Origin of the sequence: Methylobacterium sp. 4-46 (assembly GCF_000019365.1) — a bacterium.
Classification (GTDB): Bacteria; Pseudomonadota; Alphaproteobacteria; order Rhizobiales; family Beijerinckiaceae; genus Methylobacterium.
Genome location: NC_010511.1, coordinates 3837754 through 3854941, shown reverse-complemented (window position 1 = coordinate 3854941; position 17188 = coordinate 3837754). Strand labels below are relative to the sequence as shown.

The window sequence follows — 17188 nt, the reverse complement described above, 5'->3', positions numbered from 1 at the left end:
CGGATCACGAGCCCGCGCGGCGCCTGAGCGCGGCGCCTGAGCGAAGCCGACATCCGCATGGCCGAAATCGGAGATGGCGAAGCCATCAACCGGATGTCGGATGACGCGCCGCCCGGCGCACCGGTTGCGGCGCGATCCTCCAGCTCGGCCGCCCCGTCCCCCACTCTTACGCCGAAAGACCTATGCCGCCTCCGGCTGCCGGATCGGCTCGTCCCTGTGCTAACCAAGATCAGACGGGGGCCGAGAGGGTGAGCACGACAGTCGCGTCATTGTCCGGAGACCGCGTGGCGGGGCGGCGGCCACGGCCCTTGTCTTACTCCATCGTGGCCCTGACGCTCGTGCTGCTGATCCCGAGCGTCGCGATCTCGGGCCTGCTGGCATGGCGCTGGGTCGCGGCCGAGCAGCAGCGCCTGGAGAGCGCCACGGTCGCGATCAACGCCTACGCGGTCGCGCAGGTCGACCGCTTCCTGTCCGGGCAGATCGCGATGCTGCAGGCGCTGGCGACCTCGCCCGCCCTCGACACCGGCGACCTCGCGCGCTTCGATGCGCAGGCGCGCGAACTCGTGACCCTGCAGGGCGTCAACATCATCCTGCGCGGCCGCGACGGCCAGCAGCTGATCAACACGCGCCTGCCCTACGGCACGGCGCTGCCGAACCTGCTGCGCGACATCGACCGGAACGTGCTCGAATCGGGCAAGCCCACCGTCTCGGACCTGTTCGTCGGGGCGGTCTCCGGCGAGCCCATGATCCGCGTCGGCGTCCCGGTGACCCGCGGCGGGCGGATCGCCTACCTGCTGAGCGCGAGCTACAGCGCCGCGCTGTTCGGCCAGCTCCTCGCCGATGCGGGCGTCGCCGCCCCGTATTCCGGCTCGATCACGGACCGCACCGGCACCATCATCGGGCGGTCGGTCGACAGCGCCAACGCCACCGGCAGGCCGCTCCCGGGCTTCGCCGCCGTGAAGGGCCAGCGGGGCACGTGGTCGGGGCGCAACCTGCTCGGGGTTCCGGTCTTCGCCACCTACCAGCGCTCCGGCGTGGCGGGCTGGCTCGTCAGCATCGGCATCGAGCGCTCGGCCCTCCAGGAGCCGCTCACCGATTCGCTCTCCGTGCTGGTCCCGATCATCGCGGCGCTGATGTTCGTCGCCCTCGTCGCCTCGGCCATGGTGGGCCGGCGCATCGTGGCGGCCCAGCATCGCTTGGCGGAGGCGGCGCGGGCCCTCGGGTCCGGGGAGGCGATCCCCGTCCCGCGCTCCTCCTTCAGCGAGGTCGACGAGGTCGGCGCGGCCCTCGCCGTCGCCTCCGCGCGCCTGCGCGACCAGGCGGATGCCCTGCGCGCCATCAACCGCGACCTCGAACAGATGGTGGAGCGCCGCACCCGGGAGGTGGCCGCCCAGCAGGTTCTGCTCAGCACCACCCTCGACGCCATGGACCAGGGCCTCGTCATGATCGACGGCCGCGGCACCGTCGCGGTGGCCAACCGGCGCGCGGCGGAACTCCTCGGCCTCGCCTCCGACGCGCTGGTGGGCGCGCCGCACGCCCGCGTGCCGGACCTCCTGCGGGCCGCCTGGAGCGAGGCGGAGCCGGGCGGGGCGCATGCCGGCCCGGCGCCCCTCGCGGAGCGCACCCTCCCGGACGGCAGGGTGCTGGAGATCCGCAGCACCTGGCTCCCCGAGGGCGGCGTGGTCTGCACCTGCACGGACGTGACCGCCCGGCGCAGCGCCGAGGCCGCCCTGCACGAGAAGACCGCCCTCCTCGACGCCACCCTGGCGCATATGGACCAGGGCGTGCTGGTGATCGACCAGGACGGCATCGTCCAGCTGTGCAACGAGCGCGCCCTGGCGCTCCTCGACCTCCCGGCGGCCTTCGCCACCGAGAAGCCGAGCTTCGCGGCCCTGGTCGCCTACCAGCAGCGCACCGGCGAGTTCAGCGGGGCCACCGAGGATCACGACCCCTGGCTCAAGCTCAAGGGGGACCTGCTCGGCGCCCCGAAGGTCTACGAGCGCTCCCGCCCGAACGGGACGGTGATCGAGGTGCGCACCGTGCGCCTCGCCTCGGGCGGCGCCATCCGCACCTTCTCGGACGTCACCGCCCACCGGCAGCGCGAGCGCGCCATCGGCCTCAGCGAGGCGCGCTACCGCGCCCTCGCCGAGGCCCTGCCGCAGCTCGTCTGGACGGTGCGGCCCGACACCCGCGAGGCCCTCTACCGCAACGCCCAGTTCGACCGCTATTACGGACCGATCTCGAACGCCGTCGCCGACCGGCTCGCCCACAACCACCCGGCCGACAGCGCCCGCATGGCCGAGGCCTGGGCGCGGGCCGAGCGGGCGAGCGAGCCCCTCACGGTCGAGGGCCGCCTGCGCCGCCACGACGGCGTCTACCGCTGGCACCGGCTGGTGATGGTGCCGCTCCTGACCCAGGGCGTCATCACCGAGTGGCTCGGCACCGCCCTCGACATCGACGACATCATCACGGCCCAGGAGCAGGTCCGCCAGTCCAAGGACCTGCTGCAGCTCGCCCAGACGGCGGCCGGCGCCGGCGTCTGGGAATGGGACATGCAGGCGGGCCTCGTGCTGCTGTCGCGCGTCAGCGCCCGCCGCTACGGGCTGGAGGTGGACGCGGCCGACGCGGTCGTCACGCTCACCTCGCAGGAATGGACCCGGCTCCTCCATCCCGAGGATGCCGGGAGGGTCTGGGAGGCCGTGCACGAGGCGGTCGCGACCCGGCAGAACTACGCGGTGACCTTCCGGCCCGCCGCGCGCGGCGGCGGCGGCGCGGTCGAGTGCTGGATCGAGGGCCACGGGCGGATCATGCGCAACGGCAGCGGCGCCCCGGTCCGGATCGTCGGCCTCGACTTCGACGTCACCCCGCGCATGCGGGCCGAGCGGGCCCTGAAACAGGCGACGCGGCTCGCCGAGCAGGCGCGCGAGGAGGCGGAGGCGGCCAGCACCGCCAAGTCCGAGTTCCTCGCCATGATGAGCCACGAGATCCGCACGCCCCTGCACGGCATCCTGGGCTACGCGGACCTGCTCACCGAGTGCGGGCTCCTCGCGGCCGAGCAGCAGCGGCAGGTCGAGCACATCCGCACGGCCGGGCGGGCGCTGCTCGCGGTGGTGAACGACGTCCTCGACTTCTCGGCCATCGAGGCGGGCCGGGTCGCCCTCGATCCGCGGCCCTTCGCGCTGCGCGCCCTGATCGGCGAGGTGGTGGCGATCGTGCGCGAGCCGGCCGAGCGCAAGGGCCTGACGCTCGCCGCCGAGATCGACCCGGCCGTGCCGGACTGGCTGGTCGGGGACCAGGGCCGCGTCCGCCAGGTGCTCCTCAACCTCGCGGCCAATGCCCAGAAATTCTGCCACGCCGGCTCGGTGACGCTCTCGGTCGCGCCGGACCGGATCGCCGCGGAGGCGCTGACGGTGCGCTTCGCGGTGCGCGACACCGGGGTCGGGATCGAGGAGGACAAGCTCGGGCGCCTCTTCCAGCGCTTCAGCCAGGCGGACGGCTCGATCCGGCGCGAATTTGGGGGGACGGGCCTCGGCCTCGCGATCTCGAAGGCGCTCGTCGAGGCGATGGGCGGGCGGATCGGCGTCGAGAGCGTGCCGGGCCGCGGGTCGACCTTCTGGTTCACGCTGCGGCTCCTGCGCGCCGCGCCGCCCCTGCCGCTCGCCCCGGAGCGCGACCCGAAGCTGGCCCGGCCCGCCCGCATCCTCCTGGCGGACGACAGCGACATCAACCGCGACATCGCCAGCCGCGTGCTGGAGGCGGCCGGGCACGCGGTGGTGGCGGTGCCCCACGGCGAGGCCGCGGTCGAGGCCACGGCGGCCGGCGGCTTCGACATCGTGCTGATGGACGTGCAGATGCCGGTGGTCGACGGCCTGACCGCGACGCGGCGGATCCGCACGCTGAGCGGGGCGGCGGGCCGGCTGCCGATCATCGCCATGACGGCGAACGTGCTGCCCTCGCAGATCGCGGAGTTCCGGGCCGCCGGGATGGACGATCACATCGGCAAGCCGTTCCGGCAGAAGGACCTTCTCGCCGTGGTGCAGCGCTGGACCGGGGCGGGGGGCGCCTCCCCGGAGCCGGTCTCCGCCGGCGAGGCCGGGCGGCTCGGTCCCGACGCGCTGCGGGCCCTGCGGGCGCGGCTGGCGGCGGACCTGCGCTCGCGGTTCTCGCCGGACCTCGCCCATGACCGGCTGGCCCGGGAGGCGCACGAGATCGTCTCGCTCGCGGGCCTGCTCGGCTTCCCGGCGCTCGCCGAGGTCTGCCGCGAGGTCGAGCGCGCCTGCGACGCGCGCCGGGACCTCGACGACGTCCTGGCGCGGCTGATGCAGGCGCGCGACGCCACCCTGGCGGAGATCGAGCGGGCCCAGGTCGCCTGAGCTTAAGTCGCCTGAGCTTAGGTCGCCTGAGCCTAGGCCGCCTGAGCCCGCCTCGGCCGGGCCTCAGCCGAGGGCCTCCGCGAACAGGCGCCGGAACTCCTCCGCGCCGAGCGGGCGGCCGTTCGTCGCCGTCGAGTGGTCCGCCACCGCCCAGGGCAGCACCGCCTCGCATTCCTGCGCGGTCACGCCCATCGCCGCGAGGCTGGCGGGCAGGCCGAGTTCGGCGTTGAGCGCCGCGATCGCGGCGGCGAGGTCGGCCTGCGGCGGGAGACCCATGGCCTCCCGCAGGGCCGCGAATTTCTCGCCGCAGGCGGGGGCGTTGAAGCGCAGGACGTGCGGCAGGAGCACGGCGTTCAGGGTGCCGTGGTGGAGGGGCCGGGCCTGCCGGCCGCCGAGGGCGTGCGACATGGAATGGACCGCGCCGAGCCCCTTCTGGAAGGTCATGCCGCCCTCGAGGGCGGCCATCATCATGTCCTCGCGGGCCTCGACGTCGCTGCCGTCCCGCACGGCCCGGGGCAGGGCGCGCATCGCCCGCCGCAGCCCGTCGAGGGCGATCGCCTCGGCGGGCGGGTTGTGGCGCGGGCTCAGGAAGGTCTCGATGCAGTGCGTCAGCGCGTCCATGCCGGTCGCCGCGGTGAGGCGCGGGGGCAGGCCGAGGGTGAGGTCGGGGTCGCAGATCGCGAGGTTCGGGATCAGGAAGGGGGAGATGAAGCCGAGCTTGCGGCCGTCCGCCAGGGTGAGGAGGGCGGCGCGGCCGACCTCGCTGCCGGTCCCGGCCGTCGTCGGCACCGCCACGACCGGGGGCTGGTCGGCCCGGATCCGGGGGATGCCGCCGAGCACCGCCGCGTACTGGCCGAGCGGCTCCGCGTGGGTGGCGAGGAGCGCGACGCCCTTGGCGAGGTCGAGGGGCGAGCCGCCGCCCACCGCCACGACGCTGTCGCAATCGCGGGCGCGCAGCAGGTCGCGGGCGGCCAGCACCGCCGCCTCGGTCGGGTTCTCGGGCGTGCCGTCGAAGACCGGCGCGTCGGCGAGCGCCCTGCTCGCCGCGGCGAGGCGCTCGATCAGCCCCGTCGCGACGAGCCCGCGATCGGTCACCACGAGCGGCCGCCTCGCCCCGAGGAGCGCCAGCTCCTCGTCGATCAGGCGGATCGCGCCGCGCTCGAACTGGATGCGGGTGAGATAGGTGATCAGGCCCATGCGGCGATGCTCCTCCCGGCCGGCGTCCGGCGCCGGCTCCCGACCGGGTTAGCATCCCGCGGCGGCGCCGTCGCCGGCCCGGGCGCGAGCGTCGGCTTGCGCGGCCCGTGCGGGCCGGGCCGGGACCGACGGCGGCGCGGCCCTTGGCCGCCGTTGGCGGGATCGGCCCCGCGCGGGCGGCGCTCCGGCCCGCGGCGCCGGGCTCCCCGGGCGCCTTGTCGCTCCCGCGTGCCCGTGCAAGGTTGCCCGGCCGCGAGGCGACGATGCCGTGAGCGGGCCGGTCTCCCGGCGGCCCGCCGGGCGAGGGCCCGCCGGAGGACCGGCCCGGCCCGAGCCGCCGGCAGGAAGGTGTGCGGGACGTGACGCACGTGGTTGTGATCGGGGCCGGGATCATCGGCCTCGCGGCGGCCCACCACCTCCGCCGGGAGGGGTTCGCCGTGACGCTGATCGACCGCGACCCCGAGGGGGACCGGGCCTCGCACGGGAATGCGGGCGTGATCGCGGTGACCGAGATCGTCCCGGCCTCGGGGCCCGGCGTCGCCTGGCGGGTCCCCGGCTGGCTCCTCGACCCGCTCGGCCCCCTGGCCCTGCGCCCCGCCCACGCCCCGCGCCTGATCCCCTGGCTGATCCGCTTCGTCCGGGCCGGGCGCCCGCGGGAGGTCGCGCGGATCGCCGCGGCCCTCGCGGCCCTGAACGCGCGCACCTACGACGACCTGCTGCCCATGCTCGCCGCGTCCGGCCTCGCGGGCGAATTGCGCCGCACCGGCTCCCTCACGGTCTACGAGAGCGAGGCCGGCTTCGCGCGCGACCGGCCCGAATGGGACCTGCGCCGCCACCACGGCATCGCCTTCGAGGCGATGGGCGGCGACGAGGCCCGGGCGCTGGAGCCCGCCCTCGGCCCGCGCGTGGTGCGGGCGGTGTTCGCGCCCCAATCCGCCCATGTCGGCGACCCGAGGGGGATCGTCGAGGGCCTGCGCGCCGCCCTGCTGCGCGAGGGCGCGGCGATGATCGCCGGCGAGGTGGCCGAACTCGGCGTGCAGGACGCGCGGGCGCTCCGGGTCGGCCTGACGGACGGGCGGCGCATCGTGCCCGACCGGGTGGTGGTGGCGGCGGGCGCGTGGTCCGGGCTGCTGGCGCGCCGCCTGGGCGACCCGGTGCTCCTCGAGAGCGAGCGGGGCTACAACACCACCTTCCCGGATCCCGGCCTCGCGCTCGGCCGCGAGATCGTCTTCGCCGAGCGCAAGTTCGTGGCGACCCCGCTCGCCTGCGGCCTGCGCGTCGGCGGCGCGGCCGAGTTCGGCGGCCTCGGCGCCCCGCCCGATTTCCGGCGCGCGCGGGCGCTGGCGACGCTCGCCCGCCTCTACCTGCCGGGACTGCCCGAGGGGGGCGGTACCGCGTGGGCGGGTCACCGCCCGGCCACCCCGGATTCGCTGCCGGTGATCGGCCCCTCGGCGCGGGACCGGCGAATCGTGTACGCGTTCGGGCACGGCCATCTCGGCCTGACGCAGGCGGCCACCACCGGGCGCCTCGTCGCCGACCTGCTCTGCGAGCGGCCGGCACCGATCGATCTGCGGCCCTACGCGGTCGAGCGCTTCCGATGACCTGAGCCGGACGAGGACGGCCCCGATGGCGCGCCACACCTTCTTCTGCGTCGATGCCCATACCTGCGGCAACCCGGTCCGGGTCGTCACCGGGGGAGGACCGCTCCTCCCGCACGTGCCGATGGCCGAGAAGCGCCAGATCTTCCTCGCCGAGCACGATTGGGTCCGCCGCGCCCTGATGTTCGAGCCGCGCGGCCACGACGTGATGTCGGGCGCGATCCTGTATCCGCCGACCCGGCCGGATTGCGACCTCGGCGTGCTGTTCATCGAGGTGAGCGGCTGCCTGCCGATGTGCGGCCACGGCACCATCGGCACCGTGACGGTGGCGCTGGAGGAGGGGCTGGTGGTGCCGCGGGAGGAGGGCCGCCTCGCCATCGAGGCCCCGGCCGGGCGCGTCGCCATCACGTACCGGCGGGAGGGCGCCTTCGTGGAGGAGGTGCGCCTGTTCAACGTCGCGAGCTACCTGCACGCCGCCGATGCCGAGATCGCGGTGCCGGGGCTCGGCCCCCTGCGGGTCGATCTCGCGTATGGCGGCAATTACTACGTCATCGTCGAGCCGCAGGCGACCTGGCCGGGCCTCGACGCGGTGACGCCGAGCGACCTCGTGCGGCTGAGTCCGCTGGTGCGGCAGGCCGCCCAGGCGGCGCTCGCTCCGGTCCATCCCGAGGACGGCCGCATCCGGGGCGCCAGCCACGTGATGTGGTGCGACGCGCCCCGGAACCCGCGCGCCGACGCGCGCAACGCCGTGTTCTACGGCGACAAGGCCCTCGACCGCTCCCCCTGCGGCACCGGCTCCTCGGCGCGCATGGCGCAACTCGCCGCCAAGGGGCGCCTGTCGGTCGGCCAGAGTTTCGTGCACGAGAGCATCATCGGCACGATGTTCGACTGCCGCGTCGAGGCGGCGGCGGAGGTCGGCGGCCGCCCGGCCATCCTGCCGAGCGTCGCCGGCTAGGCGCGCATCATCGGCCACAACACGATCTTCGTCGACGACCGCGATCCCCTGGCCCACGGCTTCCAGCTCGCCTGATCCGGGATCCGCCTGATCGAAGCGGATCCCGTGTCACGAGCCTGCGCGGCGCCTGAGCGAAGCCGACATCCGCATGTCGGATGAGGGAGGCTGCGCGGCGCCCGCCCGGCTCAGCGGGAGACCTGCAGGATCGCCTCGACCTCGACCGTCATGCCGTTCGGCAGCGAGCCCATGCCCACGGCCGAGCGGGCGTGGCGGCCGGCCTCGCCGAGCACCGCGACGAACAGGTCCGAGCAGCCGTTGATCACCTTCGGGTGGTCGGCGAAGTCGGGCTCGGCATTGACCATGCCGAGGAGCTTCACCACGGCCGTGACCCGCGACAGGTCCCCGAGGGCCGCCTTGGCGACGGCGAGCAGCTGCAGCCCGGCCAGGCGGGCATCGGCGTAGCCCTCCTCGATGGTGGTGTCGCGGCCGAGCCGGCCCGTGCGGTAGGTGCCGTCGGGCCGCTTCGGCCCCTGGCCGGACAGGTACAGACACTCGCCGACGAGGCGGTAGGGCACGTAGTTCGCCACCGGCACCGGCACCTCCGGCAGGGAGAGGCCGAGGGCGGCGAGCGCGTCTTCGGGGGTCGGCTCTTCTTGGGTCGGCATGGCGGCGTCCGCTGGCGGGTCACGGGAGGCGGCGCCGTCGGGCGCCGCCGCCAGAGAAGGCGAGCCGGACCGGGATGGCAAGGACCTCGCCGCAGACCATTCCGTCGCGCCGATTGACGGCGGCGCCGGGCTTGGGCAGGCATCGCGCGGCGCCGTTCGCGGCCTCGGCGAGGGATTCCCATGCGGCTCTGCGTGTTCTGCGGTTCGAGCGACGGCGCGCTCCCCCTCTATCGCGAGGGCGCCGCGGCGCTCGGGCGGCACCTCGCCCGCAGCGGCGTCGGCCTCGTCTACGGCGGCGGCAAGGTCGGGCTGATGGGGGCGGTGGCGGACGCGATCCTGGAGGAGGGCGGCGAGGCGATCGGCGTGATGCCGCGCGCCCTCGTCGAGAAGGAGATCGGGCATCCGGGCCTCACCACCCTGCACGTCGTCGGCTCGATGCACGAGCGCAAGGCCATGATGGCCGATCTGGCGGACGGGTTCGTGGCCCTGCCCGGCGGCCTCGGCACCTTCGAGGAATTGTTCGAGATCTGGACCTGGGCGCAGCTCGGCTACCATCCCAAGCCCGTCGCGCTCCTCAATGTCGGCGGCTTCTACGACGGGCTGCTCGCCTTCCTCGACCACGTCACCGGGCAGGGCTTCGTGCGGGCGCCGCACCGGGCGATGCTGCTCGCGGGCGACGCCCCGGAGGACCTGCTCGCCCGCATCCGCGCCTACGAGCCCCCGCGCGTGATCAAGTGGGTCTCGGGGTCCGAGCGCTGATCGACCCCGGAGCCGGAATCCCATGGCCCCGCTGCCGCCCCCCGAGGCGCTCACCATCGGCTTCGCGCATCCGGCCTACCGCCTGCACGAGGAATTCGCCGCGCGCGGCCACCCGGCCCGCGCCTTCGCGGTGGAGAGCCGCGCCGCCCTGCGGGCGCGCCTCGCTGAGGCGGACGTGCTGGTCGTGTCCGGCCTCTGGCACGACGACATGATCGCGGCCGCGCCGCGCCTCCGCCTGATCCAGTCGGTCAGCGCCGGCACCGACCAGTTCGACCGCGACCGCCTCGCCGCGGCGGGGATCCGGCTCGCGAGCGCGCAGGGGGCGAATGCCGGCGCGGTGGCCGAGCACGCCATGGCGCTGATCCTGAGCCTGCAGCGCCAGCTCCACCGCGCCCGCGACCACCAGGCGGCCCGGCACTGGCGCCCGATGATCGCCGACCGGGCGGCGCGCGAGGAGGAATCCGCCGGCAGGACCCTGGTGATCGTGGGGCTCGGCGGGATCGGGCGGCGGCTCGCCGGGCTCGCCCGCGCCTTCGGCTTCCGGGTGGTCGGCGTGCGGCGGCAGGCCGTCCCCTGCCCGGAGGCCGACGCGGTGGTGCCGCCCGGCGACCTCCTCGCGGTGCTGCCGCGGGCCGACATCGTCGCGCTGACCTGCCCGCTGACCCGCGAGACCGAGGGCCTGATCGGGAAGGCGGCCCTCGCCGCCCTGAAGCCGGGCGCGCTCCTCGTCAACGTGGCGCGCGGGCGGGTGGTGGACGAGGCCGCCCTGCTGCGGGCGCTGCGGGAGGGGCGGCTCGCGGGGGCGGGCCTCGACTGCTTCCACGACGAGCCCCTGCCGCCCGACTCGCCGTTCTGGGCGCTGCCGCAGGTGATCGTCACGCCCCACAGCGCCGGGGAGACCCGCCACCACGAGACGAGGGTGGTCGACCTCCTCCTCGACAACCTCGCCCGCCTCGGGCGCGGGGAGACCGCGCTGCGCAACGGCGTCGTCTGAGGGGCGGCGCGGTCCCGCCCGGTTGACAGGGGCGGGCGCCGCACCCGAGGCTGGCGCCCCACCGGCCGCGCGAGGTGCAGATGGCGGAGAGTGAGATTTTCGAGAAGGGCCTGGAGGTGCGGCGCGCCGTGCTCGGGGCGGAGTACGTCGACGGCAGCCTCGCCCGGGCCGACGCCTTCATGATGGCCTTCCAGCGCATCACCACCGAGTGGTGCTGGGGCTATGCCTGGACGCGCGAGGGGCTCGACCGGCGCACCCGCAGCATGCTCAACCTCGCCATGCTGACCGCCCTCGGCCGGCCCGCGGAGCTGCGGCTGCACGTGAAGGGCGCCCTGACGAACGGCGTCAGCGCGGAGGAGATCCGCGAGATCCTGCTCCACGCCACCGTCTATTGCGGCATCCCGGCCGGGCTCGACGCCTTCAAGGCCGCCCACGAGGTCCTGAAGGCCGAGGGCGCCCTGCCGGAGGAGGACGCCGCCGGGCCGGCGTGAGATCGCGCCGGACCCGCGCGGGCGGGCGCCGGCGCGGGATCCGGCGCCGCCGGGACGGTGCCGCAGAACATTCCCCGGGATCCATTGCTAAGGGAAGATAAAACTCCGATATTCCCCTGGCTGGAGAAAGATCATCCTCTTTCCGGCGCGTTGTTGCGCCGCGGCGCAAGGATGTTCTAAGCCGGCGGCGTCCTTTGCTGTCCCGGGCCCGCCATGACCTTCACCCGACGCACCTTCCTCGGCGCCGCCCCGCTCGTCGGCGGCGCGGCGCTCGCCGCGGCGGGGCGCGCGCGGGCGCAGGGCCGGGCGGCGCCCCTGCGGGTCGGCATCATCCCGATCCTCGCCGCCGCGCCGATCTTCGTCGCCGAGAAGGAGGGCTGGCTCAAGGAGGCCGGTCTCACGCTCGCGATCACCACCTTCGAATCCGGGCCGAACATGATCCAGGCCCTGGCCTCGGGCACGCTCGACGTCTACGTGGCCGGCGTGGCGCCCCTCGGGGTGGCCCGCGCGCGCGGCATCGACGTCAAGGTCGTGACCGCGACCGCGGTCGAGGAGAACGTCTTCGTCGCGGGATCGCGGCTCGCCCGCCACTTCGAGCCCGGCCTCGCGCCCGCGGAGGCGTTCCGGCGCTACCGCGCCGCCGCCGGCGCGCCGGCCCGGCTCGCCACCCAGCCGCTCGGCTCGGTGCCCAACACCACCCTGCAGCACTGGCTGTGGGAGGTGGCCAAGGCCGATCCCAAGGACGTCACCCTCGTGTCGATGGGCATCGACGCCACCCAGCAGGCCATCCTGGTCGGCGCCGTCGAGGGCGGGACCCTGCGCGAGCCGGCCGTGTCGATCGTCACCGGCCGCGATTCGGGCATCCGCCTCGTCGCCCTGGGCGGCGCGATGTTCCCCGGCCAGCCCGGCACCGTGGTGGCCCTGACCCGGGCGCTCCTCGACCGGGAGCCCGAGGCCGCGCAGGCGGTGGTGACCGGGATCGTCCGCGCCGTCGACCTGATCGGCCGCGAGCCCGGCCGCGTCGCGCCGGTGGTCGAGGCCGCCCTCGGCAAGGGACTCGTCGACCTCGCCACGATCCGCCGGGCCCTCGCCTCGCCGGCGACGCGCTTCACCGCCGATCCGGGCGCGATCGTGGAGGCCACCGCCGCCATGCAGCGCTACCAGGTCAAGCTCGGCGCCCTCGACCGCGAGGTCCCCCTCAACGGCCTGTTCGAGCCGCGCCTCTACGCGCGCGCCGCGGCCTCCCGGTGAGGCCGCGCCGCGCCGCGGCGCTGCGGCCGCTCGCCGGCCTCGCCGCCTTCTTCGCCCTCTGGGAGGCGGTGCCGCGGGCCGGCCTCGTCAACCCGGCCTTCCTGCCGCCGCCCTCGGCCCTCCCCGAAGCCTTCCTGCGCGAATGGCGCTCCGGCCTCTGGCTCGCGGCCATCGGCGACAGCGTCGGCCACTACGTGGCCGGGCTCGCGATCGGGGTCGGCCTCGGCATCGCGGCCGGCACCCTGACGGGGCTGTTCCCGACCGCGGAGGCGCTGAGCGCCTGGGTGGTGCGGGTGCTGCGCCCGGTGCCCGGCCTCGCCTGGGTGCCCTTCGCGATCATCTGGTTCTGGGTCAGCCCGGCCGCCGCCCTGTTCATCATCGCGGTCGGGGTGTTCTGGATCGTCTACTTCGCGAGCCACGGGGCGATCCGGGGCGTCGACCGCGACCTCGTGGAGGTGGCGCAGGCCTTCGGCTTCCGCTCCGCCCCCGAGCGCCTCCTCAAGGTGGTCTGGCCGGCCGCGACCCCGGGCGTCCTCGTCGGGGTGCGCACGGCGATCGGCCAGGCCTGGATGGCGGTGGTGGCGGCCGAGATCTTCGGCGTGCCCGGGCTCGGCCAGCGCATGATGCAGGCCTCGACGCTGCTCGCGACCGACATCGTGGTCGTCTACATGCTCACCATGGCGCTCCTCTACGGCGTGTTCGACGCCGGCTTCACGGCCCTCCAGCGCCGGGTGCTGCGATGGCAGGCCTGATCAGCCTGCGGGGCATCGCCCTGAGCTTCGTGCGCGAGGCGAGCCGCACCGAGGTGCTGGCCGGGCTCGACCTCGACGTCGCGCCCGGCGAGTTCCTGGCCATCGTCGGGGCCTCCGGGGTCGGCAAGTCGACGCTGCTGCGCGTCGTCGCCGACCTCGTGCGCCCGAGCGCCGGCATCGTGACGGTGAGCCCGCCCGCCCCGGGCCGCCGGGCGGTCGCCCTGGTGTTCCAGGATGCCCGCCTGCTGCCCTGGCGGCGGATCCTCGACAATGTCGGGTTCGGGCTGGAGAAGCTGCGGATCCCCCGCGCCGAGCGGCGGCGGCGGGCGGCGCGGGCCCTCGCCCGGGTCGGCCTGTCCGACCTCGCCCGGCGCTGGCCGTTCCAACTCTCCGGCGGGCAGCGCCAGCGGGTGGCCCTCGCCCGGGCGCTGGCGGTCGAGCCGCACGTGCTCTTGATGGACGAGCCGTTCTCGGCCCTCGACGCGCTCACCCGCGAGGCCCTGCAGGACGAACTCGCCCGGCTCTGCGGCGGCTCGGGCCAGACCGTGCTGTTCGTGACCCACGACATCGAGGAGGCGGTCTACCTCGCCGACCGGGTCGTGGTCCTGGCCGGGGCGCCCGGACGGATCGCGGCCACCCACGTCGTCGCGGCGCCGCGTCCGCGCGACCGCGCCGCGAGCGCCCTGCAGGAGACGGCGCAGCGCATCCGCCGCGACCTCGCCGGCCGGGAGCGGGCGCCGGCCTGAGGCCGGGCGCCGGCCCCGGCCGCCCAGCTCGGCCGCACCGGGCCCCGCGGCGATGAACCGGCCCGCGGCCTGCCGCGTTGGGAGAGCAATCTCGATCGGACACCCAAGAAGGACGAACGATGCGTTTGCTCTCCACGGCTCTCCTCGCCGCGCTGGCCCTGTCGGCGGCCGGCAGCGCCTCCGCCCAGGCCCCGAACGCCACCGTCGCGCCGGCCGCGCCCGGTCCGGCCACCACCGGAACGGTCGGCCGGGCCCCCGGGACGACCGGCAACGAACCCGACGTGTTCGCCGCTCCGGGCGGGACCGGAGCCTCGCAGATCAGCACCGACGCGGCGGCCGGCAGCAATGCGGGTCACCCGTCGCGCCCGATCCCCCAGGGGAGCGGCGGCGGCGGCGGTGGCGCGGGCGGCGGCGGCAAGTAAGCCTCGATCAAGGAGGCCCCGGGCGGCCCGGGCGCGGCAGGTCGCCCGGGTCCGACCGCGACGACGCGCCCGGCCGGGCGTTCGCGCGTCCGGCCCTCAGCCGCGCCCGGAATCGTGCGCCCGCGCGTACTCCACCAGGTCGGACATCTCGGACGGCGCCCGGAAGACGCGCCCGTCCCCGGTGACCACGTGCACGTTCGACGCCCCCATGCTCACGAACGTCATGGCCCTCTCGGCCGCCCGGGTGCCCAGGTCGTGCCGTTCGGTCGTCGCGCCGGACGGCGCGGTCCAGTGAAGGGTGTAGATCATCGCCACCTCGAGTTGGCGCATGGTATGCCACGCCTCGGGCGGGATGGCGAGCCGGGCGCGAGGCGCCCGGTCAGCCGCGGGCGGCGGCATCGAGGGCCACGGCGAGGTCGGCGAGGAGGTCGCTTTCGGCCTCGAGCCCGACCGAGAGCCGCAGCAGCCCGTCGCCGACGCCCGCCGCCCGGCGCGCCTCGGGAGCCATGGCGGCGTGCGTCATGCTCACCGGATGGGCGATCAGGCTCTCGATCCCGCCGAGCGATTCCGCCAGCGTGAACACCCGCAGGGCCCCGACGAGGGTGCGGACGGCCTCGCGCCCGCCGGCGAGCTCGAAGCTCAGCATGGCGCCGAACCCGCGCTGCTGCGCGCGCGCGACCGCGTGGCCCGGGTGGTCGGGCAGGCCCGGATAATGGACCCGGGCCACCGCCGGATGCGCCGCCAGGAAGGACGCGACGACGGCCGCGCTCTGCTGCTGGCGCTCCAGCCGCGCGAACAGCGTGCGCAGGCCGCGCAGGGTCAGGTAGGCGTCGAAGGGCGAGCCGGTCACGCCGATCGTGTTGGCCCAGTTGGCGAGCTCCTCGCCGAGGGCGGCCTGCGCCGCCACGACGGCGCCGCCGATCACGTCCGAGTGGCCGTTGATGAACTTCGTGGTGGAATGGACCACGAGGTCGGCCCCGTGCGCGATCGGCTGCTGCAGGGCGGGGGACAGGAAGGTGTTGTCGACCACGAAGAGGGCGCCCGCCTCCCGCGCGAGGGCGGCCGTGCGGCCGAGATCCACGATCCGCATCAGCGGGTTGCTGGGGGTCTCGGTGAGCAGGATGCGGGGCCGCTCCGCCAGGGCGGCGGACAGGGCCGCCGCGTCGGTCTGGTCCACGAAGGCGACGCGGTAATGCCCCTTGGCGGCGCGCAGGGAGAGCAGCCGGTGGGTGCCGCCGTAGCAATCGTGCGGGGCGACCAGGAGGTCCCCGGGCGACAGCGGCGACAGCGCGAGGTCGAGGGCCGCCATGCCGCTCGCCGTCACGACGGCGCGGGCGCCGCCCTCGAGCTTGGCGATGGTGTCGGCGAGCTGGTCGCGGGTCGGATTGCCGAGGCGCGCGTAATCGTAGCCGCGCGGCGTCTCGAACTCCGCGAAGGTGTAGGTGGTCGAGAGGTAGAGGGGCGGGGCGACGGCGCCGAAAGCCGCGTCGGCTCCGATCCCGTTCGCCGCCGCGATCGTCTCTGCCGCCCTGCGCTGTGCCGCCACCGCGATCCTCCTGCTGCGCGCCCCATTGCCGGCGTGTTCTCTATACCGAACGTTCCGGTCTTTCAATGGAACGTCCCGGGCGGTCACGCCCCGGGGGCGGCCCGCGGCCCGAACCCGGAGGGCGGGCGCGAGCCGAGATGGGCGCGCAGCGTCCGCCCCTCGTAGGCCTCCCGGACCAGCCCGCGCCGGCGCAGCTCCGGCAGGACGAGGTCGATGAAGTCGGTGAGCCCGCCCGGCAGGGTCGCCGGCATGATGTTGAAGCCGTCCGCGCCGCCGGCCCGGAACCGCTCCTCCATCTCGTCGACGATCTGGGCCGGGGTCCCGACGATCTGCGAGTGGCCGCGCGCGCCCGCGATGCGCAGATACAGCTGGCGCAGCGTCAGCCCCTCGCGCCGGGCGAGATCGAACATCAGCTGCTGGCGCGACTTGCCGCCGTTGGCCTCGGGCAGTTCCGGCACCGGCCCGTCGGGATCGTGGCCGGACAGGTCGTAGCCGCCCACCATCCGCTCCAGCAGCGCGAGGCCGACCGCCGGGTCGATCAGCGCCTGCAGCTCCTCGAACTTCGCCCGCGCCTCGGCCTCGCTGCGCCCGACCACCGGGAACAGGCCCGGCATGATCTTGAGGTCGTCCGGGGCCCGGCCGAAGCGGCCCATGCGCCCCTTGAGGTCGCCGTAGAACGCGACCGCCTCCGCGAGGGTCTGGTTGGCGGTGAAGACCACCTCGGCGGTGCGCGCCGCGAGGTCCTTGCCCGGTCCCGACGAGCCGGCCTGCACGATCACCGGCTGCCCCTGGGGCGTGCGCGAGATGTTGAGGGGCCCGCGCACCTCGAAGTGCTTGCCCCTGTGGTTGAGGGGGCGGAACCCGTCCGGCTTCGAGAACTGGCCGCTCGCCCGGTCGATCAGGACGGCGTCGTCGTCCCAGGTGTTCCACAGGCCGAGCACGACGTCGACGAATTCCTCCGCCCGCTCGTAGCGGTCCGCGTGGCGGGCGATCTTGTCGTTGCCGAAATTGGCCGCCTCCAGGTCGGTGGCGGAGGTGACGAGGTTCCAGCCGGCGCGCCCGCCGCTCAGGTGGTCGAGGGAGGCGAAGCGGCGGGCGACGTTGTAGGGCTCGTTGAAGGTCGTGGAGGTCGTGCCGACGAGGCCGATCCGGCTGGTGACGGCGGCGAGCGCCGAGAGCAGGGTCAGCGGCTCGAAATGCGTCGAGCGCGCCGTGCGCTCGCTCGACCGCAGGTTGGCGTCCCGGATGCCGGTCCCGTCCTCCAAGAAGAGGAGGTCGAACAGGGCCGCCTCGGCGGCCTTCGCCCAGCCGACGTAGCGCTCGAGCACGAGGCCTCCGTCGGCCTCGCTCGACGGGTGGCGCCAGCCCGCCACGTGGTGGCCGGTGGCGTAGAAGAAGGCGCCGAGGCGCAACGTGCCCTGTCCCATCGGACGTTCCCT

14 protein-coding genes and 1 pseudogene are annotated in these 17188 nt (G+C 75.1%); 10 read left to right on the top strand and 5 right to left on the bottom strand.

What is annotated here, in order from left to right:
• The first annotated feature begins 308 nt into the window (after positions 1-308).
• Entirely contained in the window at positions 309-4373 is a 4065-nt protein-coding gene (locus tag M446_RS16540) for a PAS-domain containing protein (protein WP_150108683.1), read from the top strand.
• Between the two features lie 63 nt (positions 4374-4436).
• On the opposite strand, the gene M446_RS16535 is transcribed toward M446_RS16540, so the two are convergent.
• Positions 4437-5570: an iron-containing alcohol dehydrogenase gene (locus M446_RS16535; RefSeq protein ID WP_012333249.1), complete on the bottom strand. Its 1134-nt coding sequence runs from the start codon at positions 5568-5570 to the stop codon at positions 4437-4439.
• A 359-nt stretch (positions 5571-5929) separates the two neighbouring features.
• Here M446_RS16535 and M446_RS16530 point away from each other — a divergent pair, with 359 nt between their 5' ends.
• The gene (locus M446_RS16530; RefSeq protein WP_265576368.1) at positions 5930-7171 is read left to right on the top strand and encodes an NAD(P)/FAD-dependent oxidoreductase; all 1242 of its coding nucleotides are present in this window, start codon (positions 5930-5932) and stop codon (positions 7169-7171) included.
• Between the two features lie 25 nt (positions 7172-7196).
• Positions 7197-8198: pseudogene (locus M446_RS16525) on the top strand (4-hydroxyproline epimerase).
• A gap of 110 nt (positions 8199-8308) precedes the next feature.
• Here the strand turns inward: M446_RS16525 and M446_RS16520 are convergent.
• Positions 8309-8788: a RidA family protein gene (locus M446_RS16520; RefSeq protein ID WP_012333246.1), complete on the bottom strand. Its 480-nt coding sequence runs from the start codon at positions 8786-8788 to the stop codon at positions 8309-8311.
• 180 nt (positions 8789-8968) lie between these two features.
• On the opposite strand from M446_RS16520, the gene M446_RS16515 reads away from it, so the two are divergent.
• The 7 genes from M446_RS16515 to M446_RS16485 all read left to right on the top strand — a co-directional run bounded on the left by M446_RS16515 (position 8969) and on the right by M446_RS16485 (position 14203).
• Positions 8969-9547, top strand: a complete 579-nt coding sequence (locus M446_RS16515; RefSeq protein WP_012333245.1) for a TIGR00730 family Rossman fold protein — start codon at positions 8969-8971, stop codon at positions 9545-9547.
• Between the two features lie 22 nt (positions 9548-9569).
• Positions 9570-10541 carry a D-2-hydroxyacid dehydrogenase gene (locus M446_RS16510; RefSeq protein WP_012333244.1) on the top strand — a complete coding sequence of 324 codons (972 nt, stop codon included), beginning with the start codon at positions 9570-9572 and terminating at the stop codon, positions 10539-10541.
• Between the two features lie 80 nt (positions 10542-10621).
• Positions 10622-11032, top strand: coding sequence for a carboxymuconolactone decarboxylase family protein (locus tag M446_RS16505; protein ID WP_012333243.1), 411 nt, complete (start codon positions 10622-10624; stop codon positions 11030-11032).
• Between the two features lie 213 nt (positions 11033-11245).
• Positions 11246-12283, top strand: coding sequence for an ABC transporter substrate-binding protein (locus M446_RS16500; protein ID WP_012333242.1), 1038 nt, complete (start codon positions 11246-11248; stop codon positions 12281-12283).
• Positions 12280-13035, top strand: coding sequence for an ABC transporter permease (locus M446_RS16495; RefSeq protein ID WP_012333241.1), 756 nt, complete (start codon positions 12280-12282; stop codon positions 13033-13035). The genes M446_RS16500 and M446_RS16495 overlap by 4 nt, the downstream gene beginning before the upstream one ends.
• On the top strand, positions 13023-13781 hold the full coding sequence (locus M446_RS16490) for an ABC transporter ATP-binding protein (RefSeq protein WP_012333240.1): 759 nt from the start codon (positions 13023-13025) through the stop codon (positions 13779-13781). Before M446_RS16495 ends, M446_RS16490 begins: the two co-directional genes overlap by 13 nt.
• Positions 13782-13900: 119 nt before the next feature.
• A complete protein-coding gene (locus M446_RS16485) occupies positions 13901-14203 on the top strand; it encodes a hypothetical protein (RefSeq protein ID WP_012333239.1) in 303 nt (100 codons plus the stop codon).
• 96 nt (positions 14204-14299) lie between these two features.
• On the opposite strand, the gene M446_RS16480 is transcribed toward M446_RS16485, so the two are convergent.
• From M446_RS16480 to M446_RS16470, 3 genes are all read right to left on the bottom strand, one after another.
• Entirely contained in the window at positions 14300-14533 is a 234-nt protein-coding gene (locus M446_RS16480; RefSeq protein ID WP_018260259.1) for a hypothetical protein, read from the bottom strand.
• 49 nt (positions 14534-14582) lie between these two features.
• A complete protein-coding gene (gene metB / locus M446_RS16475; RefSeq protein WP_012333237.1) occupies positions 14583-15749 on the bottom strand; it encodes a cystathionine gamma-synthase in 1167 nt (388 codons plus the stop codon).
• A gap of 83 nt (positions 15750-15832) precedes the next feature.
• Positions 15833-17176, bottom strand: coding sequence for an LLM class flavin-dependent oxidoreductase (locus M446_RS16470; RefSeq protein ID WP_012333236.1), 1344 nt, complete (start codon positions 17174-17176; stop codon positions 15833-15835).
• Between the last annotated feature and the right edge of the window lie 12 nt (positions 17177-17188).